Source organism: Chamaesiphon minutus PCC 6605 (assembly GCF_000317145.1).
Taxonomy (GTDB): Bacteria; Cyanobacteriota; Cyanobacteriia; order Cyanobacteriales; family Chamaesiphonaceae; genus Chamaesiphon; species Chamaesiphon minutus.
The window spans coordinates 2980516-3006414 of sequence record NC_019697.1 but is presented as its reverse complement, the minus strand read 5'-3'; the positions used below and the strand labels follow the sequence as shown (position 1 = coordinate 3006414).

Here is a 25899-nt window from a genome sequence, read left to right as displayed (position 1 = left end):
AAGATTTACAATTAAATATACAAAAGCGAATATCTATTATAGATAAAGTGGGAATTATGTGATGGTCAGTGCTTACCCCGATAGAAAGACCAGACTTATAGAATTTACATCCTAAAATCTCACGATGTCTGGTCGATCTAGCTGTAGATAAAGCTCATTTTGTTTATGCAGCAATCTGGCATTGTTTACCTAGCGATAGCCGATCGACTCGATCGAGATCGAAAGGAAAAGGTGCTTTGAGCGGGCGATAATCGGCTGGATGTGCTCGACCGTGACGGATGACTGCATTAATCAACATACATGGTTCGTCGTTGAGATTGATGGCAGAATGGGGAACTAGGGGGGGAATCGTCACCACCTTTGGTTCGACATCATTTAAATGAATATACTGATATTTACCATCGTGTAAGATAACTAAAATAAAGCTCCCCCTAACTACCATCAATTGATCGGTTTGATATTTATGCACGAACATATCATCGATCGTGTTCGCGGGGATTTGCACCAGCATAGTTTCATGACCACGGTTAGCGCATCTCAAAACCTATTGACAAGCGGATGTGCTTGGATGGGAAGTGGGAACAGCCGCAGATAAGACAGCAAGCATATAGCGGTCATTCATCGCGGTTCGCCGGGACTTTTGACGAATACTACGCCGAAAAGATGTCTCACGTTCTAAGGCATTAAGTGCAAGGCGACGTAACACGGCAAAATTCTGCGGACCGTGGAGAGAACGAATGCGAGATTTGTCCTCATCAAAGGTGACATCTAATGTCCAATGGACAGAATTCTCAATCCCCCAGTGCTGGCGAATCGCACTACCAATCCGGTTGGCATCGCTGAGAAGACTGGTTAGGTAAAATTGGACTTCATGAGTGGTCTTGTTCCAATACTGAGACTTGCGTACAACCATCACAACTGTTTGCAGTCCACTCCACTGGTCTTGTTGATACAGCAATGGTAGTTGTGAAACAGGGACAGTGTAAACTTTCCGGTTTTCAATCCGATGATGTCCTTTCTCCACCCGCTGACTAATACTGACATCTACGCCTTTAAACCCCTGTGATTGTGCTGTCTCAAACCAGCTTTTGACTTGTTGGTGTAGTGTTGGATGATTATCCTTAAGGCTTAACACATAATCGGCATTTGCTCCAGTAATCTTCGTCGCCATCGATTTCTGCGTGCCCATTGCATCGATAGTGATGATACAGCCTTGAATGTCTAGCAATTCTAATAATGCGGGAATCGCTGTGATTTCATTAGATTTAGCACTGACTTTTGTTTGTCCCAAGACCAATCGATGCTCACTCGCCCATGCACTCACCATGTGCAACGCTTTGACCCCAGATGCCCTGTCGTATGAACCTCTGTTGGTTTTACCATCAATGGCGACTACTTCCACTCCTAGTTGCTCAATTAGTGATTGCACCCACAGCCGAAAGCATTGCTCTAATTCTTTGGGATTGATTTTTTCAAATACTCTTCTAAATGTGTCGGCGCTGGGGATTCCGCCTGGTAGCTCTAGAAATGTACTTAACCACTCTTGCTTATTCACACCATACTCTTCCATATCCTCCCATCCTTTTGCTCCTGCGATTACTGCCAAGATGGCAATGGTGATAATGTCTTTGAGTAGATGTACTCTCGTCCTCTGGGTTCTGGGATCTTTAATATCTTGAAAGTATTGCCCAAACTTCTTTGTAATTTCTTGGCTGTCTAAATTCGTCGCTCCGACTGTTTCAGTTTTTTGCTTCTTCTTTTCTACTTGTGTCGGCATTACTTTCACTGTAATCGCTAGATGGACGCTCGTACCTACCCTAGCTCAGATCTTTCTCAAATAGAAGCCCTCAGCAGCAATCCCTTTGTCAATAGGGTTTGAGGTGCGCTAGCCGTGGTTTCATGACTAGCTTGGGGAGTATAAAATTGAATCAATCCAGCTTTGGCTGAGGTCAGGGTATGAATTTCTACGCCTTTAGATAATGACATACTGAATCTCCAAAAGTTTGGGATACTTAGCCCGAATAAAGGTAGTACACGTAAGGGTAATAATTCTATTTTTAGTAAATTGAGAACGACTCACAATTTAACGGGGATACATCCCATGTTAACGAGTAAAAATGCTAGAAATTGTTACCAAACAAACAAATTGTATATTTTTATGTCTAATGACGTAGAAGGTGGCCACTTGCAGATATGGACCGCAGAGCTATTTAACGCGATCGCCAATTTAGAAGTTAATTCCCACCCGGACATTCACACCTCGGATTGAGTGGTAGCCCAGTCCGAAGCTCACGCTCTCGCTAGGGCTGTAAACGACGCCACCACCGACAGCCCCAGTTGTGTTGGTAATATTAGTTTGCTTGAATAGCTCGTTAGTCGCTTGAGATTGAGCGATCCGACCGACATTCTGGAAGTACAATCCAACACTACCGTAAGCAGATACGCGCGGAGCCACGTCTACAAATCCCAGCAAATCTAACCCCCATTGCGGGCTGAGTTTCTTGACACCAAGATCGTTGAAGAAGAAATTACTCGGTAGTGCAAAATCATTGACGGCTCCCGGCAGACTATCCTGGTTAAAAAGTGCGCCAACTTCCAAACCGATGTAATTGTAGCGAACGCCGATACTCGGAGCGATACCACCATTGGTGAATCCAGCCGAGCCGAATAGTTGAGTAGAACTAGTACTCTGGGAATTGCGCTCGGCGATGCGATCTTCGGCTGGTACTGTCGGCGGATAAATATACCCAGGACTGAAAATTATTTGACCGGGGGTAGAGTAGTAAGGGTAAAAAGGATCGTAGTAATAGTAAGGAAAGCGATTATTCTGTTGGCGCAGTCTAGTCAACTCACTATCGGCTTCGCGGACTTTTTGCGGATCGCTCCCAGATTCGCGGACTTTATTTATTTGCTCTTGCACTCGCTGTTCGAGATTGCTATCGAAGCCGCGCTCTCTGATTTCTCTGCGCAGATTTTCGCCGTCTTTGAGCACCCGTTCGGCATCGCGTTGTCGATTTAGTTGTTCTGGGGTGGGTACGTTAGGGTTTTGCGCGATCGAAATCGATGACGATCGGGTTATCGTTCGGGATAAAGTTTGGATGGGTGTCTCGACACGACGTTCGTTGGCACAGCCTTTATAACAAAAAAACGTGAGGATCGAGGTAATGGCAATAGTTGCAGAGATCGTTCGAGAGATTTTGGGCGGCATCATAAAGGCGATCTAACTCCTCGATTCAGTGTATTCCTCAATGTAATTGAGCTAAAGAATTAGTTTATGCAGCGTTGCTCATTCTCTATTTTTGCGATCGCTAAGATTATCTCGTTCCCCGTCCCCCGCTCCTCGCCCTTCCTTGTACCACTGATACCAACTTTGCGAACTGCGAATCGCCAGCCACAAAATTAGCAGCGCAATGATACCGCCAGAGTTAGGTGCTTTGAAAGCAAATAGCACCAACAGCACGCACAAGACATCTTCGAGCAATACCGCCCAAGTCGGCAACCCTCCCTTGAGCCGATAAAACCAACCCACTTTTACCAGTTGCAAAACTAAGGCAAATAAGCCTCCGACTACGCCCAAAATCCAGATCGCTTGGGTTGGTTGCTGCAAGATCCGCGCCACTGCCATGGCCATTACCGCACCGACTAAGGGGCTAAATATGAGTTCTACAAATTGCAACAGCCGCTGTCCCCAGAGTTGTTTGGAAATTACCAGTTCCAAGAATGTCCAAGCAGTCAGGACGGCAATCAGTACTGAAGGTTGAATGCGATCGAGTAGGGGTACCTGTTGCCACAAGTCAGTTCTAAGCAGACCGATTACCAGCAGCGGCAAGGCGATTCGCATTCCAGCAGCAGCAGATACTGATAGCACAGCCAAGATTCCGATCATGATTTTTTCTGCTGTTGCAAAGTTATCGTCAAGATATTACTGACAAGGTTAGCAGTTTGAATGTGCCCTGAAATCATCTGCGATCGCCATTTCAAATTCTTTGTCAAAAAACTTGAGCCACAGGCAAAGCTAATGCTTGTTGAAACTCTTGTAATAATGATTCTAAAAACATCAAGTCATTCGTTAGATCGGAAGCTTCATCCTCAGACATAACTTCGGTATCCAGTCGATGCTGATAAGCGGCAATCCGAAATTCTAATGATTCGCCGATCGATCTCATTGCTTTCGGAGATAAATTCATCATCATAATTTTCCTCAACTTACTTTATCAAACTGTGCTCCAACTAACTCAAGCACTCGTCGATATTCATCGAATGGCATTGAATAGCTTGGTTCCTAGAGCCAGTGGTTGCCATAATCGTTCACAACTCGCAGCTCATTGGGAATCTCGGCATCGAGATCGAGTTTCCACCAGTTTTTGCCACTTCCTCGCACTGAGAATGTCGAAATACCGCCAGAATTGGCAGCTACCCATATTTTACCGCCATCCTCATACATGTCGATATCCCGCTCGCGGATGTTTTCTAATCGAGAAGTAATAGCATTGCCCATCCGATATAAGTCGACTGGCGTTCTTCTCACGTCATCTGCTCCAAACTTCCTTCATCATGCACATCGTTGAGAATATCATCCGATCTCATCGATTACCTATGGTACGCTACACGACCGATCGATCGAAGCACCAATTATAAATCGATAATAGCAACTATATTCCCAGATCGAGTCGGCAGGCCATCGTAGCAACTCGTACCGATCGGTAGCGTCAGATAGAGTTATCCTAGTTAAATCGACCTTCATCCCAGATCTACCTATGACCGATCGCGATTCTGTCCTTGATGTTCGTAATTTACGCATCCAATTTGCCGGGGTCAAGCAACCAGCAGTCGATGGGATCTCGTTTACACTCCAACGCGGACAGACATTGGGCATTGTGGGCGAATCTGGTTCTGGTAAATCGGTGACTTCGCTAGCGGTAATGGGATTGCTACCCAATGCGGGGAAGGTAACGCAGGGCGAGGTATTATTTCAGCCATACGAGGACTCGACACCACAGCAATCGATCGATTTATTGACATTATCGCCATCACAATTTTCGAGTTATCGCGGCGAACAAATGGCGATGATTTTTCAAGAGCCAATGAGTTCGCTCAATCCGGTATTTACGATCGGTTATCAACTAATTGAAGCAATCGATCGACATCAGTCGGTATCGAAAGCGGAAGCCCGTCGCCAAGCAATTTATCTGCTGCAAGAAGTCAAATTAATTCCCAGCGACGATCGCTTAAAAGAGCAATATTTAGCCAGTCTCAAATCGATCGATGCTTTAGCCGAGCCAATGATGCATAGATCGACATCGCCGAGCGAGCGGGAACTGAACGATGCTATCAATCAGCAAAAACTTTCGTGGCTAGAACGCTATCCCCATCAACTTTCGGGCGGACAATTACAGCGGGTCACGATCGCGATGGCGATTTCTTGCAATCCGAGTTTATTAATTGCCGATGAGCCGACAACGGCTCTCGATGTGACCGTTCAAGCCACCATTTTAGAACTCCTCCAAGAGTTGCGCGACAGCCGAAATATGGCGATGATTTTTATCACCCACGATCTGGGAATTATCGCCGAAATTGCTGATGTGGTCGCAGTCATGTATAAGGGCAAAATAGTCGAACATCAACCAATTTTAGACCTATTTCAAAATCCCACCCATCCCTACACCAAAAGTTTACTAGCTTGCCGCCCGCGTCCCGATCGCGAAGTCAAAATTCTGCCGACGATTAGGGATTTTATGACAGAAGAGATTTCACCAGACGGTCAAATTAAGATCGTTGAAAAACCACAATCTCTAGCAGTAGTAAACCAAGAAATTCCCATCGATATTCGCACAATTAAACTACCAGAAATAGACGATCGATCCGAACCGATTTTAGCAATCCGTAACTTAAAAGTAGGCTTTCCCGCCCAAGGGATCTTTGGTAAAGATCGTCAACAATATAATTGGGCTGTAAATGATATTTCCTTCGCCGTTTATCCCGGCGAAACACTCGGTTTAGTCGGAGAATCTGGCTGTGGCAAAAGTACCCTAGCGCGCACGATTCTAAGACTGATCGAACCACAACAAGGCTCGATCGAATTTCAGGGTAAAAATATTACTAAACTTCAGGGTGAAGCAATGCAAGTCCTGCGCCGAGATTTGCAAATCATCTTCCAAAACCCCTTTAGCGCGCTCAATCCTCGAATGAATATCTGCAATCTGATTATCGAGCCGCTCGTCATTCACAAAACAGTTAAAAGCAAAGCCCAACGTCAAGAACGTGCCGAATATCTACTCCAACGAGTCGGCTTGAGTACCGACTATCTCACCTCTTATCCCCACCAACTTTCTGGCGGACAACGCCAACGGGTATGTATTGCCCGCGCGCTCGCACTCAATCCTAAATTTATCATCTGCGATGAATCTGTATCTGCCCTCGATGTCTCGGTACAAGCACAAGTATTGAATCTGCTCAAAGAGCTACAAGGCGAATTTAATCTCACCTATATTTTTATCTCTCACGATTTAGGCGTCGTCAAATTCATGAGCGATCGGATTATGGTAATGAATCAAGGTAAGATTGAAGAAATCGATTTCGCTCGGACTATCTACGAATCACCAAAAACCGAATATACCCGCAAACTAATCTCTTCTATTCCTCTAGGTACAATCGATCGGATTATTCATCAACAAAGTACTAGAGGGGTAATTAGTAATTGATAATTGATAATTGATAATTATTAAATCCAAAACGTAGGGTGGGCATTGCCCACCAACATTATTGTCGATTTAATAAGATAAATATTGGGGCATTTAATATCGACTGCCTACGGCACGCTTTGCGATCGATTATTGAAGAGATTATTCGATCGATAAAAGCAGCCTTAAGTTCTTTTTACTACGGCTCTAAATGTGCTGTGGGCAGTGCCCACCCTACGTTTCTACTTTTACCCACAATTTTAGCCTGGTCGCGCCACTACGTTTCTACAAGCCGACTTGGATGATAGTCAGCAATCAAGCACGACCTTCATAAGAGACAACACTACCATCACTCCTAATAGTATCCTCGAACAAAGCTCCACAGTCGTGCCCAAAACAGCCTATAGTATTGAGCAGGTTGGCATTTTTAAATTTGGAACCGCCAACATCGGCTCGATCGATATTAGCCCCTTTCAAATTGGCACGGGTAAAATTGCCTCGCATCCAAGAATACCGGAGATCGCAATTGCTCAAGTTGGCATTGGTGAAGTTGGAATGGGCGAGGTTAGCACCAAGGAAAATAGCTCCAGACAAATCAACTCCGCTCAAATCGGATTCTTCAGGCAGCCGGATCTCAGTAAAATTTCTTTCCCCAACAGCATATCTTTCGACCAATTCCTCAACCGTAATATTTGGCGTGAAGTAAAAACCAGTGAATTCATGCCAAGCGGGAGTGAGGATATCTTCTCTACCCCACGACCCTTCACGTTGAAACCAGAGAGCCAGTCTACGTTCGTGTTCGGCGGGATCGATGCTAATCCAATTCATAACAATGTCTCCAATTTACTAACTAATATCTACTCTACCGCCCGATCGATCTTAACTTTGCCATACTAACGCTGGAGAGTCCGGAATACGATAAACTGACGATCGAGCGTATCCTAAGCAACTTCCAACTCCTCCCTCCCAACTAATCGAATGATTACCGTAGCCTTACCAAAAGGAGCCTTACTTAAAGATTGCATCCGACTATTTCAGTCAGTTGGGTTAGACTTTAGTGCCTTTTTAGACAAAGACAATCGCCAACTCCAAATCACCGATCCTACCAATCGTGCCAAAGCCTTACTCGTGCGGACTCACGATGTCCCCGTGTATGTCGAATACGGACAAGCGCAACTAGGCATTGCTGGCTATGATGTCTTGCGCGAAAAAACGCCTCAAGTCGCGCAATTAGTCGATCTTAAATTCGGGACCTGTCGGCTCTCGGTAGCCGTCAAAGCGGATAGTCCCTACCAGACGACGTTAAATTTACCCGCACACGGTCGCGTCGCTTCTAAGTTCGTTCATTGTGCGCGAGAATACTTCGATAGCATCGACTTACCGATCGAAATCGTACCGCTATATGGTTCGGTAGAATTAGGGCCGATTACTGGCATGTCTGAAGCCATTGTCGATTTAGTTTCGACGGGTAAAACTCTCAAAGAAAATGGTTTAGTCGAGATTGAAACTTTATTTTACAGTAGCGCGCGGTTGATCGCTCATCCACTCAGCTATCGAATCGATCGAGATGAGATTAGCGATCTAGTTGCTCAAATTAGAAACAATGTTTCTTTAGTAACTAGTCAGTAGGATTTTGGATTTTGGCTTGAGAGGATGAATGGATGCGTTTAATTGCTGCGTTTCAAGTGGGAAAATCCCCCTGTCTTGTCGCACACAAACGGGAGGGAACCTCCCGTTCGATGCGCCGCTAAATCCCCCTTAAGAAGGGGGACTTCCGGATCTGGTTCCCCCCTTTTTAAGGGGGTTAGGGGGGATTTTCCAGGGTTTACGAGTGCAATCTCATACTTTCCAAACATCCTCTAAAATATCCTGTAGCGTCCTTTGAAATCGAAAAAGAGCATTATTGCGATCGGGTTATTTTGCATCATTACTACTGTAATTGGGATAGTTTTATTAGGTGGCATCGATCGACCTCAATTGCAGTTATGGCTGCAAAAAATGGGAATTTGGGCACCAATTCTATATATCTTAGTTTACTCGATCGCAACAATTTGTATCCTACCCTCAACCCCACTCAATCTCACTGGTGGCGCAATTTTTGGTTCGGTCTGGGGTACAGTTTGGACGAGTATTGCCGCTGTTTTGGCCGCAGTACTATCTTTCGCATTCAGTCGCACGATCGGACGTAAATTCATCGAGCAAAAGTTAGCCGGAAAATGGCAAAAACTCGATCGCGAAATGGATCGCGGTGGCTTTTTTTATATGTTTGCAATTCGATTGTTACCACTAATTCCATACGGAATTGTTAATTTTGCAGCGGGTTTAACGTCGATTAAATTTCGCGACTACTTCTTCGGGACATTACTAGGGACGGTTCCCGGTATCTTGCCTTTTGTAATGATGGGTGCTGGTCTTACTGCGCTCGAACGTGGCGATGTTTTACCGATTCTCGTTGCTTTAGCTTTAACCGGAATGCTTATCGGTACCGCCACTTGGTACCGTCGTCAGGCCGATCGATCGAGCTAGAATTAGGCGGCATAAGTTAGGTTACCATTCCTCATCAAAAATTTGCTTTACAAAGGCTTATTACGCTCGCGAAACCTGTTGCCCTCATTCCCAACCCCTCTCTCTTGGCGAGCTTTCCTGGTCGCGTTTCCCGACGAGTTAGCCAATCAACAGAGATGGGAGCCAGAAGCACAGGATCTGGCGGTGAGGATCGCAGGTACTCACTAGCGCAATAGGCCTTTGTAAATCGGATGATTTAAAGATTAAATATGTACCCAACCCAAGCACGAGAGGAAGACTAGCAAGCTCAACACAACCACCCCAGCACCACCGCTATAGGTAATGACTTTACCGATAGTAGTGAGTACTGGAGAAGGTTGTTTTTGCCAACTCCAACGAGTTGACGACATGATTGGCCCTGTATAACCCATGTCAGGAATCCCTCGGAAATTTTGTTTGGGCAGTTTGTCCCGATAATCGGTACCGTAACGTGCCATCCGCTCGAATGGCAACTGACCCTGGATTTGTTGAGATAGAATCCGGCGGCGTTGATAAGGCACGGTACTATCGCCAAAGTTTTCTTGATATTCTTCACTATCGAGCAGGTTATCGATGAATGTGTAAAAGCCTTTGGTCGCAATCACAATCGACCAAGCAATTTTTTCACGTTCGTTATACACTTCACGTCCGAGAATGCGCTGAATGCAGATTTGGACAACCCGATAATTGTTATTACTATTAAAAGTTAGATTGCGAAAAGTTTCGGAAGTTGCCAAGCCGCGAATAAACTGACGAACGGTAATCTGACCGCCCCGTAATTGTGATTCTAAAGCAATTTGACGGCTATGAGTGGTCATTTGTTGTTCGTGAAAAATCTGCCGATAGGCAGCATTAATCAATACATCAAAATCTGATTTCGATAATAAATTGTCGATCGTAAAGATTCTGGGTTGTTCTTCCCAAGCTACTTCAAAACCAGCGACACGATGATTTTGAGATGTCGGTGAATATTCTAATAAAGGAATTGACACGATTATTTATGTCCTTATTATATTGGGATCGCGGCTGAGCTTTTTACTCTAAAAAATAGTTCAGAGCGATAATCGATCGGTAGTAATGTTTTTAAAAAGCAGCTAGCCCTAGAACCCCGATCGGAAGCTGCCTCAATATTACAGATCGAGATCGATCTTCAGATTAAGATGTAGGTAAAAATACTCAGCCAATTTTCAGCATAGGCGATCGGCGATCGCCTATTAGATCCTCATTAATAATCTGTAATAGTCAGTAGTACTGGTTAACCATCGGATCTAGCAACAGGAGCTTTGTCGATCGCGACCCAATTATCCGCGTTGGTATCGATCGCGGTAAAATATTAGAGCTTCACAATAGAAATATCAGCGATCGACCCGGGCTTCGATAACCTCGCGGATTTGGGCAGGTACGCTGGTAAAAAATTTGTATCCAGTTAACTTTTCGACATCTTTAACTGAAGTTAGATATTGTTGCCAAGGATCGGATTTAATCCCTTGCTTATTCGGCATTATAACTGCGATGGTGCGGGTATTTTTATCGACCCCAGCCACGCCAGCATTAGGTTTATCTAGTACTAATATAACTTTCCAGGTGACGGCAGGTACTAATACCTTACCTTGTCCTACCGTCGCTCTGAGGCCATTTTTGCCAATGCCACCCTGTCCGTGTCCTCCAGAAATAATAAATAATTCTTTCCCAGATCTGGCGAGTTGACGACAGTAATTTTCTAAACCTACCCATGGTCCCTGATTATTATCGGGCGATTGGGGCAGAATATTCGTCATCAAAAAAGTCTGAATATTATCCTCTGGAGAACGACTGCGATCTTCCGAATTTGTCATGTGACCGCGATCGAATCCGCTCCCAGTATAATCAGAAGGCTTAACGCGCTCCCAACCTGCGGGCAAAGCGTCATCTGGTGCAAATTTACCAACGCGATGCGCGTCTCCCAGCCACGACTCATTTAGCTGCCACGCTACCCAATTAGGTATCCCTTTATTTTTGGAATAAGACAGCGCGTATTGAGGGCGCACGAGTAGGTAGTTTTCGGAGTTACCGGGGGAACTAGTTGCTTGAGAGGGATTCCCCATCAGCAAATTGATATTACCCTGAGTCTCACCTCCTGAAGGAATGTCAGGATTGCGACAGCCGACAATCGCGATCGCGATTGTCAAAATCAGGAGGTATGCTACTTTACGCACGGTGGTCAACACTTCAATTTATGCTAGGAGAAGATCTATTCTTACCCTCAGCCCAGCGCGCGCGAGCTGTTAATTCTCACCCTCAGCCGAACGAGGCAGATCGTTATGATACAACGCATCTAGTCTCGTCCGCGCATCTTCGATACTAATCGACTTCATAATTAATAATGGTTCGGTAGTGACATTGCCCAAATCGTCGAGCAATTCGGGGTGAGGCACGGAACCCGCGCGATAGCGATAACCTTGAGAATTAGGATCGGTCATCGATCTAGGTTGTGACGCATCCATGCTAAACCCAATCAGACTGCGAATCAGATTGCCGATCGCGAGAAATGCCAAAATGGTAAAGGCAATTAGATAAATTATTTGTAACATGTCACTGTCCTACACAAAGATCCAAGAATAGAGGTAGCAAAGGAAAATTGGGGCGATATCTGACAGATCTATGTCAGCAGATCGAAAAAAGCAACATGCAGGGGGAGATGTTTGGACTATCGATTCAGCTTTTATGAGAAATTCAGATAACCTGGGTCACCCTTACTCTTCTATCTTAGACTGTTCCGACTGTCTTAACTGCATCGAAACATGCCAACACTCAGTGACGATTTGATGCCAACCCACCATTTGACTGGCTTCGATCCCTGCTTGTCCGCCCACGGCTTGGAATAACATTTTAGCAACGCTGACCTCTTGTTGGGCGCGTTCTACTCTAGCCAATAGCTCGGATTGGGCACTGGGACTCATAAAAGCAATGCGTTCCCGTTCTAACAATTCTTTCGATCGACCAAACCAGTAATCAAAGTCTACAAGCAAGGGTTGGAGGATACTTTGGAGCAATTCTTGCTCTGACGGTTGCGACTTAGACATTAGGGTGCAAATAGATTGTTTTTATATATCTACTATTATAGGCAATTTTTACAATTCTTAACTAAAAAATTTAAAATTATTGACTTGGGAGCTAACCGCACAATGGCGGGTATCATACGAATGACAGTGCAGCAAACTTTGACTTTTAGACCCCATAGAGAGTATAATAGTACCTATGCACCAAGCTTTTGCTAGTTAAACTAAGGCAAGCTAACATCAACTTTCCCCTTGTTCATAGAGGCATTAATGGCAACCCAAATCACAAATAGCCCAGACAGACAGAAAGCCCTGAATTTAGTCCTCAACCAAATCGAAAAGTCTTTTGGGAAAGGGGCGATTATGCGTCTCGGTGATGCCCAGCGGATGCGGGTAGAAACCATATCGAGCGGGGCGATGACCCTAGATATTGCCTTGGGTGGCGGTTTGCCCAAAGGTAGAGTCATCGAGATTTATGGCCCTGAAAGTTCTGGTAAAACCACCCTCGCGTTGCACGCCATCTCAGAAATCCAAAGATCGGGCGGTGTCGCCGCCTTTGTAGATGCCGAACATGCCCTAGATCCAACCTATTCTGCGGCACTAGGCGTAGATATCAACAATCTGCTGGTTTCACAACCCGACTCTGGCGAAGCCGCCTTAGAAATCGTCGATCAACTAGTCCGCTCTGCTGCTGTCGATATCGTCGTGATTGACTCAGTCGCTGCATTGGTACCGCGTGCGGAAATCGAGGGCGATATGGGCGACTCACACATGGGCTTACAAGCCCGTTTGATGAGCCAAGCTTTGCGCAAAATTACTGGTAGTATTTCCAAGTCTGGCTGTACGGTAATTTTTATCAACCAACTCCGTCAAAAAATCGGCGTCACCTACGGTAGTCCCGAAACCACCACTGGCGGTACCGCACTCAAGTTTTATGCCTCGGTACGACTGGATATCCGTCGCATTCAAACCCTCAAACGTGCCAATGAAGGCGAATATGGTAACCGCGTCAAAGTCAAAGTTGCCAAAAATAAAGTCGCACCTCCATTCCGCATTGCTGAGTTCGATATCATCTTTGGTAAGGGTATCTCTACTGTTGGTTGTTTGGTAGATCTCGCCGAAGAAACTGGCGTGATTACCCGTCGTGGTGCTTGGTACAGCTATGAAGGCGACAATCTCGCTCAGGGACGCGACAATACCGTCAAGTACATGGAAGAAAACGCTGAGTTTGTAACCAAAGTCCAGCAGCAAGTATTGGACAAACTCAATACTGGTGTCGCCGTCTCTGCCAATACGCTCAAACAAGCTGAGGAAGAGAGCGAAGATACTGATGATGACGATGAAGAGTAAATTTACATCTGGTAAACGTGTAGAGACATTAGCAAGAGCCTAGATCCTCGGATTATGCCAGTAACTAGGTTTTGCATGGACATTAGATGACCATCGGAGAATACTCAATAGAAAATGGGTAAGGGTAATTAATTGCTCTTACCCTTTTTGATGTGGATCGACATCGAGTAAACTTGAGCCTATCTTTAACTCTCGATCGTGGATCGATCGAACATTAGATTGACAAATTTGGAATTATTTAAAAGCCAACAGGTTTATCTATAACGCCAATCCAAAATCCAAAATCTCCAACCCGCATGAAATCCCCTCACAACCCAAACTTACCCACCTTCTGGCCGCCTGTAGATGTCTCTGCAGCAGCATTTGTCGCAGCGAACGCCACCGTCATGGGACGAGTCTCGATCGCATCTGGTGCGAGTATCTGGTATGGTGCGGTAGTACGCGGTGATGTCGAGCGGATCGAGATCGGTACTTACACTAACATCCAAGATGGTGCGATCGTGCATGGCGATCCCGGACAACCTACTACTATAGAGAGTTACGTCACAGTCGGACACCGCGCTGTCATTCATTCAGCTTATGTCGAAACAGGCTGCCTAATTGGGATTGGCGCGATTGTTTTAGATGGCGTCCGCGTTGGCAGTGGTAGCATTATTGGTGCGGGTTGTGTGGTGACAAAAGATGTCCCGCCACGTTCGTTAATGGTGGGAGTGCCTGCTAAATGTCTACGCCAAATCGACGATGCCGAAGCAGATGGGTTGATTCTCCACGCGAAGAAGTACGCGCAATTAGCTTTGATCCATGCGGGTAGCGGCACAGATTTAGGCTTTAAGTAAATAATTCCATCCTTGCCATCAGTCTCCCCCTCGCTCCCCCCTCTTTCAGCCCTGTCGCAGAGAGATTCAAAACAAAATATTAAAAAAAAGTATCGTAATTAACCAAATTTCATTTTCCTGTTAGATAATTTGAGTATCTTAAAGATAAGTAAAATTAATCAGTAGTATAACGGGGATCGTAGTAATGATAGAGCGAGCAATCTGGAGCGAAGCGCAAGAAATAGCTGTATATCGTCCCGGACAAAAGGTAGAAGTAAAATCTCGATCGGGGATTGTAGATACCGTTATTGCTTACGACCCCGATATGGTGCCACCAGTAGTGCTGGCCAACGATCCCCAGCCGCGCTATCCAGAGGAGTTGACCTTAATCTCTCAGCCAAGAACTAGCTTTAATTGGTTATTACCATGGTCTAAACCGAATAAGGTTAACAACAGTGCCCAGAAGGTCATCAGCAGCCATTAAACTGACACGAACGATACATCTATCAGCCCAAGCGTTTCCCGCAACGCTTGGGCTGATTTTTATTGAGTTTGAGAGCATAAGATGCCTATTCATCGCTCCCAACTCCCCGCCAACCTAGCAAAATGAATCGAGTCAAATCTTAGAATACAATTGCGAATTGTAACGTAGCTATGCCAGAGAGGGGTGGTTTTCTGCGATACTGATAAACCGATAAAAGAATTATTGTTGGGACGATCTCATGCGGGATGCTGTAACAAATCTCATTAAAACTTACGATATAACAGGTCGTTATTTAGACCGGAATGCCATCGATAGCTTAAAATCCTATTTCGAGACTGGCACGGCGAGAATTGCTGCGGCGGGCGTAATCAACGCCAATGCAGCCTTAATCGTCAAGAAAGCGGCTTCGCAGTTATTTGAAGAATTACCAGAATTGATCCGTGCTGGTGGGAATGCATACACCACTAGACGTTATGCTGCTTGTCTGCGGGATATGGATTACTATCTTCGGTATGCTAGTTACGCGATCGTGGCTGGAGACACCAATGTTTTAGATGAGCGAGTCCTTCAAGGCTTGCGGGAGACTTACAACTCTCTAGGCGTTCCGATCGCTCCGACAGTGCGTGGGGTTCAAATCATGAAGGATTTGGTTAAGGATCTGCTCGCTACCTCTGGTGTCGCCGATACTAGTTGTGTAGATGCACCATTCGACCATATGACTCGTGAGATCAGCGAACGAGATCTCTAATCTCTAAGCACCGAGCCTAGCTATACGGATGCACATTTTTCGAGCGCATAGCTCGTTATTGACGCCAGCCAAACATCTAATAAATATATCAATTAGCGCAGCTCCAGCTTGGAAAGCCAACTGGAGCCATTTGCGATGGGATCGAGATAATCGGTTGGCAATGCCGACCATTTTATTGATGCCCAGTGCGCTAAAATCTATCGAAATATACAAAAAAGCGATCGCTACTCATGGTTAATTAGTAACAGAGTTAGCAATCGCTTTTTTTTGAGAAATTATGTAGAGGTTAACTCTGAATAATTTCGGCTATCCAATCTGAATTGAGAGTAACCGCGATCCTCGGATCGCGGTTAGCGGTTATTAAGCGGTTGGCTCTTGAGCTACGGCAGTTAGACTGTCGAGTGAAAGCGGAATAAAATCGCAGGTACTAGTCAAACCCAATAACATTGGTTCGTTAGGATTGATAATCTTACCCGTAATGCCGCAACGTTCTTCAGCATTGGCTGTTGCCGCAACAGTAGCGCGGATATCTTCAGACGTAAATCGATGACGATAATCGCCAGACTTTTGCTGTACGTATTTCCACAAAACTTCGCGGATCAATGCTTGATAACCTTGATGTCCAGAAATTTCTTTCAGCCGTTCTTTGAGTTCGCGTTCTAGCCGAATGCTAGTAACCTCCATTTCGGTGGTTGGTGTACGCTTGAGTGTATGCATTTGTTGGTTGCTCCGAGCAATTGGATAAACAGGGTGGTGTATTTAGTGTAGTATTTTTTGCAATAAATAGCAAATATTTTCCAAACTTTAACTAATTATTCAGCATTGATGCATATTTGTCATATTTTTCTGCATTAAACATTACGGAATTTAGGATAACGTTAGTGTAAGCATTACCTAGAGCAGATCGTCAGTAGAAATGGAAGCCAGTTATTGGGAAGGGCGATCTCCACCAACGCTCGACTTAAAAGTTTTCCGTCAAGCATTATCGAGTTACAGCCGCGATCGCCAATGCGAACGATTTAGCCAAAAAGTACTTGCAGAACAAACTTTAGGCTCTAGCTCGATTTCAGAACTTGACTCCGTCTAGAATAATTATTTCTGCCATCCTCACAATTTCCTCACAATTATTCTTTAAGCTACAGCGAGGAGATAGCAGTCTAACTTCCTCCATCCCGTGAAGATTTATGTTGAAATTGATATATACAGAAACAGATTTACATCTAGAGCTGCTCGATTCTGACATTGAGGATTGGGTAGAGCAACGGCTAATCTTCGCCACTAGTATCGGTCAAACGCTGTACGTTACCTCAGAAAAAGCTGCTTTTCTACTACCAGATCTGGTTTGTGAAGCTACGGCGATCGGTTTTTATCTCGATCAACAACAAGAAAACACTGTAACCGTCAATCGGTGCGATCTCGATCGAGTAGAAATCGGACTCAGTGGCTATTGGCTGGCGACTGATGTAGATAGTTCCGAAGGGATCTTTGTCTCGCAATTGACCGAGCGAGTAGAGTTGTATTTGTGGCAATTGTGGTGCAGTGCCAATAGCCGATCGGTTGCTAGTGATGGAGTGGTCTGGTAGCGACAATCGGGTATAGTCAAAACTATAACAAAAAATAGACAAATCGATCTCGGCCAGTTGCCACTAGCCCATGTTATTTTTAAGATCGATCGTTTCCCCCTGCCCTGTTGCTGACTTGAAAAAACAACGTCTGGATTTACTGCTAATAGAACGAAACCTATGCGAATCTCGTCAATTGGCACAACGCTGGATTCAAGCGGGAGAAGTTCGAGTCAACGGCGAGATTGTAGATAAAGCTGGTGCGGCAATTTTACTTACAGCGACAGTCGAAGTCAAAGCCAGAGCAAGATTTGTCTCGCGTGGTGGTGAAAAACTAGCCAAAGCTCTCAAAACATTTGCAATTGCCACACTCGATCGCATTTGCCTCGATGGCGGTATTTCTACAGGTGGTTTCACCGATTGTTTATTGCAAGCAGGTGCCAAACAAGTCTACGGCATCGATGTTGGCTACGGACAAGTAGACTGGAAACTGCGGACAGACGAGCGAGTAACTTTACGCGAGCGCACGAATATTCGGCATTTGACACCCGCCGAACTTTATGGCGAGCCAGTCGAGGGTGTTTATCCAGTACCTCTCCCTGACTTAGGAGTCGTCGATGTTTCGTTTATTTCGCTAAATAAAATTTTACCAGCATTAGCCTTGTTACTGGCACCGCCAAAAGAACTCGTATTGCTAGTTAAACCGCAATTTGAGGTGGGTAAAGGCTCGATCGGTAAGAATGGAGTAGTCAGAGATTTAGCAGCGCAAGCCGGGGCAATTGCTGGGGTATTAGCAACCGCGCAAGATTTAGGCTGGTACTATCGCGGCTTAACCTGGTCGCCACTAGTCGGCCCCGCCGGAAATATTGAGTATTTATTGTGGTTAAATACAAATGGTGATGAACCAGTCACGGTACCAGATGTAAGCGAAATTCGATCCATGACCGAATCCGCACGACAGGCATTGAATTAGGTAGAGGGTAGTGAATAGTTGATAGTGGATAGTTGATAGTGATTTTGAACTCCCCCACTCCCCCACTCCCCCACTCCCCAACTCCCCCGCTCCCCCACTCCCCCACTCCCCAACTCCCAACCAAATTATGGCAATCCAATTACGCGTCTACGTCCCGCCGCATCCATTAATCAAACACTGGTTAGGAATGGCGCGGAATGTCGAGACTACGCCCAAAATCATGCGTCAAACCTTGGCAGAATTGGGCAAGTGGTTGGCTTATGAAGCGATTAGGGAATGGCTACCGACGATCGATATTCAAATTCCGACACCATTAACTGAAACTACCGCGACATTCGTCCATCCCCAGACTAAACTAGCGATCGTGCCCATTTTGAGAGCGGGACTGACATTAGTTGAAGGGATTCAGTCTGTCTTACCCTTAGAGTCAGCGATTTATCATCTGGGAATGGTACGCAATGAAGAGACATTGCTCCCAAGTTGCTATCTAAATAAATTACCCGATCGCTTCGATCCAGAGACGCGGATTATTATTGCCGAGCCGATGTTAGCAACTGGCGGCACGATAATGCAAGCGATGGCTGAGCTAGTCAGTAGAGGCATCGATCCGGCATACGTGCGGATTATTGCAATTATTGCCGCACCTCCAGCCTTACAAAAGCTGAGTGAGGAGTATCCCACCCTGAGTATTTATGCTGCAATGATTGACGAACATGTCAATGAAGTTGGTTTTATCGTTCCTGGTTTGGGCGATGTTGGCGATCGAGCTTTTGGAACCTAAGTATAGGTGTTAGGCTTTAGGTATTAGGCTTTAGGGAAAATGCCTGGTTGAGTCAAAGCTCCAACAAACAACCATTTACAAGCCTAAAGCCTAAAGCCTAACCCCTAAAGCCTACTATTTTCAACCTAAAGCCTAAAGCCTAAAGCCTAACCCCTAAAGCCTAAAGCCTACTATTTTCAACCTAAAGCCTAAAGCCTACCCCCTCAAGCCTAATTGCACTACCGTCGTTTTGGCAAAACTAATCTTTTACTCTCCGCATTCTCTCTGGGGACGATGCGCTGTTTAGCAGATCCAGAAATAGCTTATCAAACCGTGCGCCAATCTGTAGAATTGGGAATTAACCATCTAGAGACAGCAAGAGGATATGGACAGAGCGAACGATATTTGGGACTAGCCCTTCAACGCCAATTACCAGTCGATCGAGCGCGATTGTATATTACAACGAAACTGCCGCCGACACCCGATCGAGCGTTGATGGCACAGTGGATCGATGAATCTTTAGAACGGTTGCAAGTAGATTACATCGACTGTGTGGGCATCCACGGGATTAACACTCCCGAACATTTAGATTGGGTAGCAAATGGCAGCTATCCGGCGATTGCAGACGCGATCGAGTGTGGTAAGGTCAAACACGTCGGATTCTCGACGCATGGGAGCTTAGAGCTGATTTTAGCGGCGATCGAGACGCAATTATTTGAATTTATCAACCTGCATTACTATTACTTTTACCAACGACTGGCTCCCGCGATCGAGCTAGCGAGTAAATACGACATGGGGATATTTATCATTTCCCCTGCGGATAAAGGTGGCAAACTCTACACCCCGCCGTCAAATCTAGTAGATTTGTGTGCGCCATTAACCCCGTTAGCATTTAATTATCGCTGGCTGTTGGCTGACGATCGCATTACTACGCTCAGTCTGGGCGCGGCTACTCCTGACGAACTCTACCCGTCATTAGATATCGCCGATGCCAACTATCCACTGACGGCTGATGAAAGGGCAATTATCGATCGATTAGGTCGTCAATTACAGACTAGCTTAAATACCGATCTGTGCAGTCAATGTTATGCTTGTTTGCCTTGTCCCGCCCAGATTAATATCCCCGAAGTATTGAGGTTGCGAAATCTCGCAGTTGCTTATGAGATGAGCGATTACGCCAAATATCGCTATCAGATGTTTGAGAATGCCGGACATTGGTTTCCAGGCATGAAAGCCAATCGTTGCAATGAGTGTGGCGATTGCTTGCCCCGGTGTCCGCAAGAGTTGAATATTCCGCAACTATTAGCCGATGCGCACGAGAAGCTGCATACTCGTCAGGGTCGGAGATTGTGGGATTAGTGAATAGTGAATAGTGATACGATTTTGGATTGGAAAACCTTGCTGTATATAGAGTCTGTCGCTCCATTTGTCGGGATCGTTTTTTAAATTGGTATGAATAGTAGATCGTAAACTTAAGTATCCACTTATCCTACGGTGGTACAGTCCACCCTTACCCCTTCATCTATCTCTTCTACCGTACTGATGCGAGTAGAGATTTCATTCTTTAGAGAGAGGGTAGAATTAAAGCGAGCTGCTAAAAATGGATGATGAACCATCGTTGTCGAGCAGTTATATGAAGTTGAGAAGCATTTGGGGCTTATTGAAAGAAACTGTCGCGGAGTGGCAACAGGATAAAGTCGAGCAAATGGCGGCGGCGTTGGCGTACTATACATTGTTCTCGATCGCGCCTTTACTGGTGATTGCGGTGGCTGTGGCGGGGGCTGTATTTGGGCAAGAAGCGGCTAGGGGCGAGATGGTGACCCAAATCCAAGGATTGCTGGGCAAAGCAGGTGCAGAGGTGGTACAGACAGCTCTAGCCAATACTCAAAATCCCCAGGCTGGTAATGGCATCGTGCCATCGATTATTAGTACGGTGGCGTTACTATTTGGTGCGTCAGGAGTTTTCATTCAACTCCAAGACTCTTTGAATGCCGTTTGGAATGTCGAACCATCGCCGCAAGCTGGAGTCAAAGCGATCGTTCGCAAGCGCGTATTCTCGTTTGCAATGGTAATTACGATCGGCTTTATTTTGATGGTTTCATTAGTAGTCAGTGCAGCTTTATCAGCATTGAGCACATTTACCAATCAACTAGTACCAGCATTAGAAAGCTTTTGGAAACTGTTCAATCTGGGAATCTCTTTGGGTGTATTTACACTATTGTTTGCGCTAATTTACAAGTATCTTCCCGATATTACTATTGCCTGGAGAGATGTCCTCGTCGGCGCACTTTTTACTTCGATTCTATTTAGTGTGGGCAAGGAATTACTCGGATTATATCTAGGAAATGGGAGTTTTGGTTCGGCTTACGGTGCAGCCGGATCTGTAGTCACGGTTTTGGCTTGGATTTATTATTCGGTGCAAATTATGTTATTTGGAGCAGAGTTTACGCAGGTATACACTAGAAAATATGGTTCTCATCGAGGTAGAATCAAGCATCAAAGTTAGCGATCGATCCAGCTTTTTATAACGGTTGAGATAGGGTGAAAATATCGGAGAGTTGCGATCGACTCCTACTCACCGGATTGGGAACAAGCTGTTCGTGAAATAAAGTTTCATAGAAAAAGCACGCTAATCCGCTAAATTGTTGGGCATAGACTGCTGCTACTTGCTCTTTGATAATTTGGCTAGAAATCGGTCGCGTTCTCAATCCTGCCAAAATCCCGATCGAAGTAGGAATTTTAGCGCGAGCAGTTTGAACTTCTGGTTTACTCAATTCGAGTTCAAATGCTTCCAACCTGTCGCGATAAACTTGTAATACTAATTCATCCATCAATCCCAATTCTTGCCACCTTTGCCAGTCGGCTAAATAGCGAGAGCGAGAAAACCTAAGTGGATTTGGTGAAATCGATACAATACAATCGCGCCGCACCGATTTCACACTGCTGACAATCTGTTGTAACAATTCTGTTAAACGCTCCGCCCCCCATTCGATCCAGATTTCACTATCGTGCTCGATCGGGGCCATTTCGCCAAGGTTATGTTGTTGAAACGAGAGTTGAGTGAATTTATCGTAACCTAGCTCTTGGGGAAAGCAAAAGTGGTCGTCTAGTTGAATTCCTGCAACTGGATATTTTCTGACAACTTCGGTAATTAAATCTACCATAAATTTACGAACGCGGTAATGACAGGGATTCAACCAAACATTCGGATCTAATTCACCATTTGCCCCTTGAACTCGTTGGGGATTGTCATTGATATCGAGAGTTAATAACTCTTTGTGTCTGCGCGCGATCGTAGAATTTGGCGGCACCATCAATCCATATTCAAACCAGGGAATAACTCGCATTTTTAACGGGCGAGCTAATTCAATAATTTCTGTCAATACATCCCGCCCGACAAATGGACTATTAGGTAATATCGCAGCTCCAGTCCATTGCTTGGCAACTTCACTCGGATGGATAGTATAACCCCGTTGCCAAACTACTGGATAAATTGTATTAAAGCCCAGATCTGCTAATCGCTGCATTCCTTCCGCCAGATTTTTGCGGGAGTTCATCACTTGACTATCGATGTTAGTCAACCAAACAGCTTTTAACATATTATTGCTAGTAGTAGGCGGCAGCAATTAGAATACCATTTATTGTGAAAATAGTACGAAAATTTGTGACGCAGACTATTAATTAATTACTAGCACTAGGCGGCGCATTTTAGGTTCCGATTCCACCCCTCCCAACTCCCCGCTGTCTTGTCTTGACGCACACAACCGGGAGGAAACCTCTGTGCTGCGAGCCGCTCCCCGCTCCCCGCCAAAATAGTAACTAGATTTAAGCCGTAGACTACTAGCATCTATCGATCGTGCCGAATCAGCGTTACACCTAAATTCTGATAAGCGATCGATTGTGCGGTTGTTACCGTTGGTGCGGTAACTAAATAAGTTAGTGCCTGAATCGAACCCACCACATAAGTAGCCGCAGTATCTAATTTGGCGGCAGTTGCCAAGCCAACTACCTCGGCAGATCTAGCAATCATCGCGCGTTTGATATAAGCCTCATCCAAATTTTGCACGCTAATCCCGATCTCTGGATGCAGACTACAAACCCCCAGCAAACATAAATCGGCGCGAATCATTCCCAAAGCTTCGATCGTGGCTGCGCCGATATTTACTAACGCTTTTTTATACAATTGTCCGCCCAGCATCATCACTTCAATATAGGGATGTTCGGCTAGGGCGATCGCAATCGGTGGACTATTTGTGACGATCGTGGCGGCTAAATCTAAGGGTAGCTGACGCGCAACCTGAAGTGTAGTCGTCCCACCATCCAAAATCGCCACTTGTCCGGGTCGAATTAATTGTGCCGCCGCGCGCGCGATCGCTTCTTTTTCTTGCGGGGCTTGCATTTGCCGCTCGGTATAGCTAGCAGTGACTGGAGCGGCCATTAAGGCACCGCCATGGACGCGCTGTAAGAGTCCAGATTCGGCTAGTTCGCGCAAGTCACGTCGAATTGTGTCTTCAGATACCTTGAGCACGGCACTTAGTTCTGAGGACAGCACTTTCTTGTCGCGGCGGAGAATTTCGAGAATGAATTGTCTGCGCTCGGCTGTTAGCATCAGTGGTTTGCCTGGAACTGCTGGTTTAGTCTTGTTAATGCCTGTTTGTTAGTATATACTCTTTTTCATGCTGGTTTTTAAGTGTTTGTTTGCTTTCAAATATAAAATAACGCATTTTCACGCAAAATAACCGATCGAGTTGAGTTGCTGCGGAGATCTACCCACCCTTCGACCTCGCTCAGTGCAAAGCCCCACACTACGGGCATCCCTGTCTTGTCGGTTTTTTTATTCGGAGGGAACCTCCGTTGGCGTTCGCGTTGGCGTTCGCGTTCGCGAAGCGTTCCGAAGGAAAGCGTTCCGAAGGAAAGCGTTCCGAAGGAAAGCCTCTCCGAAAGGAGATATAAAACCGCCGCTCCTCGGAAGGGATTTCCACCCTAGCTCCGTAGAAATTAATAGTATCCACTATTCACTATTCACTAAATTAAACCTATGACTAAATTTCCGATCGATCTCTCAGCCTACAAACGCATCAGCCTAGATGTCAGCAATCCCACGTTGACAAACGAGCAAAAAACTAGCCTCAAAGATAATATCCAACTCTGTCGCGACGCGATCGTGTTTTTCACGGCGACTGGTGCAGCGCGTGGTGTAGGCGGACACACGGGTGGGCCATTCGATACCGTGCCAGAAGTGATGATTCTCGATGCGCTATTTCGTGGTGCGGCTGATAAATACGTGCCGATTTTCTTCGATGAAGCCGGACACCGCGTTGCAACTCAGTACCTGATGTCTACCCTCAATGGTGATTTACCTGCCGAACGGTTGATGGAATACCGTGCAGCGCATTCTCACTTACCCGGACACCCAGAATTAGGCTTTACTCCTGGTGTAAAATTCAGTTCCGGTCGGTTGGGTCACATGTGGCCCTACGTCAACGGTGTGGCGATGGCAAACCCCAATAAAATCGCCTTCTGCTTAGGTTCCGATGGTTCGCAGCAAGAAGGTAACGACGCTGAAGCCGCACGGTTAGCTGTCGCTCAGAATCTCAATGTCAAACTGATTATCGATGATAACGATGTCACAATCGCGGGTCATCCTTCCAAATATCTCGTCGGTACTACCGTTGCCAAAACCTTAGTCGGTCATGGTTTGCAAATCCTCGAAGGCAATGGCGAAGATATCGATGACTTATATGCACGAATCTGCAAAGCTGTCAATACTGCTGGGCCGATCGCGATTATCAACCATCGCCCCATGTGTCCTGGCATCGTCGGCTTAGAAGGCCAAACCCACGGACACGACGTAATTTCGGTCAAACTGGCGATCGAATATCTCGAATCCCACAGTCAACAAGCCGCAGCCGACCACCTCAAAGGCATCGTCGCACCCAAAAATACTTATACCTTTATGGGTTCGAGCGATAAATGGGATGCCAACCGCAACGTCTTCGGCGATGCGGCTGTCGCCATTCTCGGACGGATGAGCGCAGCCGAGCGGCTCGAAAAAGTCAAGGTCATCGATAGCGACCTCGAAGGCTCCTGCGGTCTGAAAAAGATTCACGATGCCTATCCTGAAGTCTTCATCTCCTCCGGCATCATGGAGCGCGGTAACTTCTCCGCCGCTGCTGGATTCGGCATGGAACCAGGCAAACAAGGTATTTTCGGCACTTTCAGCGCGTTCCTAGAAATGTGTATTTCCGAAATCACGATGGCGCGGTTGAACAATTCCAACGTCCTCAGCCACTTCTCCCACTCTGGGATTGACGATATGGCAGACAACACTTGCCACTTCGGTTTGAACAACATGTTCGCCGACAATGGTTTGAGCGATGGCTATGCCACCAATCTCTACTTCCCCGCCGATCCCAATCAAATGCGCGCCTGTTTGGAAACAATTTTCCACAATCCAGGTTTGCGATTTGTATTCTCGACTCGGTCTAAAGTCCCCGCAATTTTAGATACCAACGGCAAGGATTTCTTCGGCGGCGATTACAAGTTTGTCTCTGGTAAAGATGAAGTAATTCGTGAAGGTACTCAAGGATATATCGTCAGTTTTGGTGAAGCCTTATACCGCTCGTTAGATGCAGTCGAACGCCTCAAACAAGAGGGTATCGATATCGGTCTAATTAATAAGCCAACATTAAACTCGATCGATGAAGAAATGATGGCAAAAATTGGTAAGTCACCAATGGTATTAATGGTCGAATCTTTCAACCGTAAAACTGGTTTAGGCAGTCGCTTCGGTTCGCAGTTATTGGAGCGCGGTTATAAGCCTAATTACAATCACCTCGGTACGCATATCGAGGGTTGTGGTGGTCTATGGGAGCAGTTCCCACATCAAGGTATCGATCCGGCTGGAATTATGGCTGCGGTTAAGAAGTTGATCGGTTAGGAGAG

Annotated in this window: 30 protein-coding genes; 15 read left to right on the top strand and 15 right to left on the bottom strand. The window is 45.7% G+C overall.

Annotated features, from left to right (window positions below; translation table 11 throughout):
* Positions 1-163 precede the first annotated feature (163 nt).
* From CHA6605_RS13790 to CHA6605_RS13765, 7 genes are all read right to left on the bottom strand, one after another.
* Positions 164-511: a cupin domain-containing protein gene (locus CHA6605_RS13790; protein ID WP_051038865.1), complete on the bottom strand. Its 348-nt coding sequence runs from the start codon at positions 509-511 to the stop codon at positions 164-166.
* 33 nt (positions 512-544) lie between these two features.
* On the bottom strand, positions 545-1777 hold the full coding sequence (locus CHA6605_RS13785; RefSeq protein WP_015159932.1) for an ISAs1 family transposase: 1233 nt from the start codon (positions 1775-1777) through the stop codon (positions 545-547).
* 56 nt (positions 1778-1833) lie between these two features.
* A complete protein-coding gene (locus CHA6605_RS34150; protein ID WP_157259986.1) occupies positions 1834-1986 on the bottom strand; it encodes a hypothetical protein in 153 nt (50 codons plus the stop codon).
* 241 nt (positions 1987-2227) lie between these two features.
* Positions 2228-3211, bottom strand: coding sequence for an outer membrane protein (locus CHA6605_RS13780; RefSeq protein WP_015160055.1), 984 nt, complete (start codon positions 3209-3211; stop codon positions 2228-2230).
* A 75-nt stretch (positions 3212-3286) separates the two neighbouring features.
* The gene (locus tag CHA6605_RS13775) at positions 3287-3886 is read right to left on the bottom strand and encodes a DUF4126 domain-containing protein (protein WP_015160054.1); all 600 of its coding nucleotides are present in this window, start codon (positions 3884-3886) and stop codon (positions 3287-3289) included.
* 103 nt (positions 3887-3989) lie between these two features.
* Entirely contained in the window at positions 3990-4193 is a 204-nt protein-coding gene (locus tag CHA6605_RS13770) for a hypothetical protein (RefSeq protein WP_015160053.1), read from the bottom strand.
* Between the two features lie 89 nt (positions 4194-4282).
* Complete coding sequence (locus CHA6605_RS13765) at positions 4283-4498, bottom strand: hypothetical protein (protein ID WP_198288491.1); 216 nt, start codon at positions 4496-4498, stop codon at positions 4283-4285.
* A 259-nt stretch (positions 4499-4757) separates the two neighbouring features.
* On the opposite strand from CHA6605_RS13765, the gene CHA6605_RS13760 reads away from it, so the two are divergent.
* Positions 4758-6701, top strand: coding sequence for an ABC transporter ATP-binding protein (locus CHA6605_RS13760; protein ID WP_015160051.1), 1944 nt, complete (start codon positions 4758-4760; stop codon positions 6699-6701).
* A gap of 294 nt (positions 6702-6995) precedes the next feature.
* On the opposite strand, the gene CHA6605_RS31625 is transcribed toward CHA6605_RS13760, so the two are convergent.
* Positions 6996-7508, bottom strand: coding sequence for a pentapeptide repeat-containing protein (locus tag CHA6605_RS31625; RefSeq protein ID WP_015160050.1), 513 nt, complete (start codon positions 7506-7508; stop codon positions 6996-6998).
* Between the two features lie 150 nt (positions 7509-7658).
* Here CHA6605_RS31625 and hisG point away from each other — a divergent pair, with 150 nt between their 5' ends.
* Entirely contained in the window at positions 7659-8309 is a 651-nt protein-coding gene (gene hisG / locus CHA6605_RS13750; protein WP_015160049.1) for an ATP phosphoribosyltransferase, read from the top strand.
* 252 nt (positions 8310-8561) lie between these two features.
* Positions 8562-9206: a TVP38/TMEM64 family protein gene (locus tag CHA6605_RS13745; protein ID WP_015160047.1), complete on the top strand. Its 645-nt coding sequence runs from the start codon at positions 8562-8564 to the stop codon at positions 9204-9206.
* A 242-nt stretch (positions 9207-9448) separates the two neighbouring features.
* On the opposite strand, the gene CHA6605_RS13740 is transcribed toward CHA6605_RS13745, so the two are convergent.
* From CHA6605_RS13740 to CHA6605_RS13725, 4 genes are all read right to left on the bottom strand, one after another.
* The gene (locus CHA6605_RS13740; protein ID WP_015160046.1) at positions 9449-10216 is read right to left on the bottom strand and encodes a phycobilisome rod-core linker polypeptide; all 768 of its coding nucleotides are present in this window, start codon (positions 10214-10216) and stop codon (positions 9449-9451) included.
* A gap of 363 nt (positions 10217-10579) precedes the next feature.
* Entirely contained in the window at positions 10580-11431 is an 852-nt protein-coding gene (locus CHA6605_RS13735) for a DNA/RNA non-specific endonuclease (RefSeq protein ID WP_015160045.1), read from the bottom strand.
* Positions 11432-11488: 57 nt separating this feature from the next.
* Positions 11489-11794 (bottom strand): DUF2973 domain-containing protein, encoded by a 306-nt coding sequence (locus tag CHA6605_RS13730; RefSeq protein WP_015160044.1) that lies wholly within the window; start codon positions 11792-11794, stop codon positions 11489-11491.
* A gap of 162 nt (positions 11795-11956) precedes the next feature.
* The gene (locus CHA6605_RS13725; protein ID WP_015160043.1) at positions 11957-12286 is read right to left on the bottom strand and encodes a DUF2605 domain-containing protein; all 330 of its coding nucleotides are present in this window, start codon (positions 12284-12286) and stop codon (positions 11957-11959) included.
* 246 nt (positions 12287-12532) lie between these two features.
* On the opposite strand from CHA6605_RS13725, the gene recA reads away from it, so the two are divergent.
* From recA to CHA6605_RS13700, 5 genes are all read left to right on the top strand, one after another.
* Positions 12533-13612 carry a recombinase RecA gene (gene recA, locus CHA6605_RS13720; RefSeq protein ID WP_015160042.1) on the top strand — a complete coding sequence of 360 codons (1080 nt, stop codon included), beginning with the start codon at positions 12533-12535 and terminating at the stop codon, positions 13610-13612.
* 296 nt (positions 13613-13908) lie between these two features.
* Complete coding sequence (locus CHA6605_RS13715; protein ID WP_015160041.1) at positions 13909-14448, top strand: gamma carbonic anhydrase family protein; 540 nt, start codon at positions 13909-13911, stop codon at positions 14446-14448.
* A 184-nt stretch (positions 14449-14632) separates the two neighbouring features.
* Positions 14633-14911: a hypothetical protein gene (locus CHA6605_RS13710; protein ID WP_015160040.1), complete on the top strand. Its 279-nt coding sequence runs from the start codon at positions 14633-14635 to the stop codon at positions 14909-14911.
* A gap of 238 nt (positions 14912-15149) precedes the next feature.
* Positions 15150-15659, top strand: a complete 510-nt coding sequence (gene apcB, locus CHA6605_RS13705) for an allophycocyanin subunit beta (protein WP_015160039.1) — start codon at positions 15150-15152, stop codon at positions 15657-15659.
* A 28-nt stretch (positions 15660-15687) separates the two neighbouring features.
* Entirely contained in the window at positions 15688-15897 is a 210-nt protein-coding gene (locus CHA6605_RS13700) for a hypothetical protein (protein WP_041548040.1), read from the top strand.
* 122 nt (positions 15898-16019) lie between these two features.
* Here CHA6605_RS13700 and CHA6605_RS13695 read toward each other — a convergent pair whose 3' ends face one another.
* Positions 16020-16376 carry a hypothetical protein gene (locus tag CHA6605_RS13695; RefSeq protein WP_015160038.1) on the bottom strand — a complete coding sequence of 119 codons (357 nt, stop codon included), beginning with the start codon at positions 16374-16376 and terminating at the stop codon, positions 16020-16022.
* Positions 16377-16575: 199 nt separating this feature from the next.
* Between CHA6605_RS13695 and CHA6605_RS34145 the strand changes: the two genes are divergently transcribed.
* The 6 genes from CHA6605_RS34145 to CHA6605_RS13670 all read left to right on the top strand — a co-directional run bounded on the left by CHA6605_RS34145 (position 16576) and on the right by CHA6605_RS13670 (position 21460).
* Positions 16576-16746, top strand: coding sequence for a hypothetical protein (locus CHA6605_RS34145; protein WP_015160037.1), 171 nt, complete (start codon positions 16576-16578; stop codon positions 16744-16746).
* A gap of 97 nt (positions 16747-16843) precedes the next feature.
* Entirely contained in the window at positions 16844-17242 is a 399-nt protein-coding gene (locus CHA6605_RS13690; RefSeq protein WP_015160036.1) for an alr0857 family protein, read from the top strand.
* A 115-nt stretch (positions 17243-17357) separates the two neighbouring features.
* Positions 17358-18194, top strand: a complete 837-nt coding sequence (locus tag CHA6605_RS13685; protein ID WP_041549329.1) for a TlyA family RNA methyltransferase — start codon at positions 17358-17360, stop codon at positions 18192-18194.
* Between the two features lie 127 nt (positions 18195-18321).
* Positions 18322-18975: a uracil phosphoribosyltransferase gene (upp, locus tag CHA6605_RS13680; RefSeq protein ID WP_015160034.1), complete on the top strand. Its 654-nt coding sequence runs from the start codon at positions 18322-18324 to the stop codon at positions 18973-18975.
* 213 nt (positions 18976-19188) lie between these two features.
* Positions 19189-20313, top strand: coding sequence for an aldo/keto reductase (locus CHA6605_RS13675; protein WP_041548038.1), 1125 nt, complete (start codon positions 19189-19191; stop codon positions 20311-20313).
* 274 nt (positions 20314-20587) lie between these two features.
* Complete coding sequence (locus CHA6605_RS13670) at positions 20588-21460, top strand: YihY/virulence factor BrkB family protein (RefSeq protein ID WP_015160031.1); 873 nt, start codon at positions 20588-20590, stop codon at positions 21458-21460.
* A 16-nt stretch (positions 21461-21476) separates the two neighbouring features.
* On the opposite strand, the gene CHA6605_RS13665 is transcribed toward CHA6605_RS13670, so the two are convergent.
* A complete protein-coding gene (locus CHA6605_RS13665; RefSeq protein ID WP_015160030.1) occupies positions 21477-22553 on the bottom strand; it encodes a glycoside hydrolase family 10-like protein in 1077 nt (358 codons plus the stop codon).
* A 248-nt stretch (positions 22554-22801) separates the two neighbouring features.
* Entirely contained in the window at positions 22802-23563 is a 762-nt protein-coding gene (locus CHA6605_RS13660) for a DeoR/GlpR family DNA-binding transcription regulator (protein ID WP_015160029.1), read from the bottom strand.
* Positions 23564-23992: 429 nt separating this feature from the next.
* Between CHA6605_RS13660 and CHA6605_RS13655 the strand changes: the two genes are divergently transcribed.
* On the top strand, positions 23993-25894 hold the full coding sequence (locus tag CHA6605_RS13655; RefSeq protein ID WP_015160028.1) for a transketolase C-terminal domain-containing protein: 1902 nt from the start codon (positions 23993-23995) through the stop codon (positions 25892-25894).
* Positions 25895-25899: the final 5 nt, after the last annotated feature.